The following is a 1221-nucleotide window of genomic DNA, read 5'->3' as shown; positions in this document are numbered from 1 at the left end:
GCGGGCGCTCAATGCTGAGTTGGACGGGTTTGTCGGGGAGGTGTTTGTTCCGGGGCAGCCGGTGCGGGGTGCGCAGCGGCGGGCGGAGTTGTGGGGGCATCATCTGCGGGGGTCGTTGCTGACTGATGTGAAGCGCAAGACCGCGACGGGGATGGGTCGGGTGCTGGGGGTGTCGACGCAGAGCCTGAATCATCTGGTCACGGATTCGCCGTGGGAGTGGGGGCCGGTGCAGAACCGGGTCGCGGTGCGGGCGCAGCGGTTGTTGCGCCCGGTCGCGTGGGCGGTCGACGACACGACGTTCCTCAAGGACGGGCACGACAGCGTCGGGGTGGCGCGTCAGCATTCCGGGCGGGCCGGCGGGCAGGCCAACTGCCAGGCCGCGGTGTCGGTGACCGCGTGCGGGAAGGCGGGTGCGATCCCGTTGGCGTGGCGGCTGTTCCTGCCGAAATCGTGGAATCCGGAGGTGTCGGCCGAGCGGCGGCTGACCTGCCGGGTGCCCGAGGACGAGGTGCACCGCCGCAAGTGGGAGCTGGCCCTGGACGCGCTCGACGAGGTGCTGGGGCTGGGCCTGGAGCCGCCGCCGGTCGTGGCCGACCGGGACTACGGACGGGCCGGGGAGTTCCGCGACGGGCTCGCGCGGCGGGGCCTGGGATTCGTGGTGCAGGTCAACAGCGACGTCAGCGTGCTGCCCTGGCGAGCGGAGCCTGACACCCCGTGGGCGCGGGAAGGCAAACATGTTCCGGCCGCTGAACTGGCCGCCGGCGCTTCCCGGGTCCCGGTGTCCTGGCACACCGGCGAGGGCGAGCGGGTGGCCGACTTCAGCCTGCTGCGCGTGCGCGAAGCCGGTATCCCGGCCCGGCAACGCGCCTCCCGCGCCGGGACCGCCCTGCCCGACCGGTGGCTGCTCGTCCAATGGGACAACGAGAAACCCGCCGCGCCCGCCCACGCATGGCTGGCCCGCTTGCCCGGCGTCGCCCGCCCCACCCTGCAACGGCTGGTCCGGCTCGCCAAAACCCGCTGGGCCGTCGAAACCGGCTACCGCGAACTCAAAGACACCCTCGGCATCGACCACTTCGAAGGCCGCACCTGGCCCGGCTGGCACCGCCACGTCACCCTCGTCACCGCCGCACTGCTCTTCCTCACCGAACACCGCGCCCACGCACCAAAACACGCGGCCCCGGCCTGACACTCGGACAGACCGCCCTGCTCCTGCAGAACCTG

Annotated in this window: 1 protein-coding gene; it reads left to right on the top strand. The window is 72.2% G+C overall.

The genetic code is table 11. The features are described 5' to 3' along the window. On the top strand, window positions 1-1186 hold a 1186-nt coding region (locus tag ACFSVL_RS46610), incomplete at its 5' end, for an IS701 family transposase (protein ID WP_378314616.1). Window positions 1187-1221 lie beyond the last annotated feature (35 nt).

This window comes from Amycolatopsis silviterrae (assembly GCF_042684085.1).
GTDB lineage: Bacteria > Actinomycetota > Actinomycetes > Mycobacteriales > Pseudonocardiaceae > Amycolatopsis > Amycolatopsis silviterrae.
This window is presented reverse-complemented; position numbering and strand designations above follow the sequence as displayed.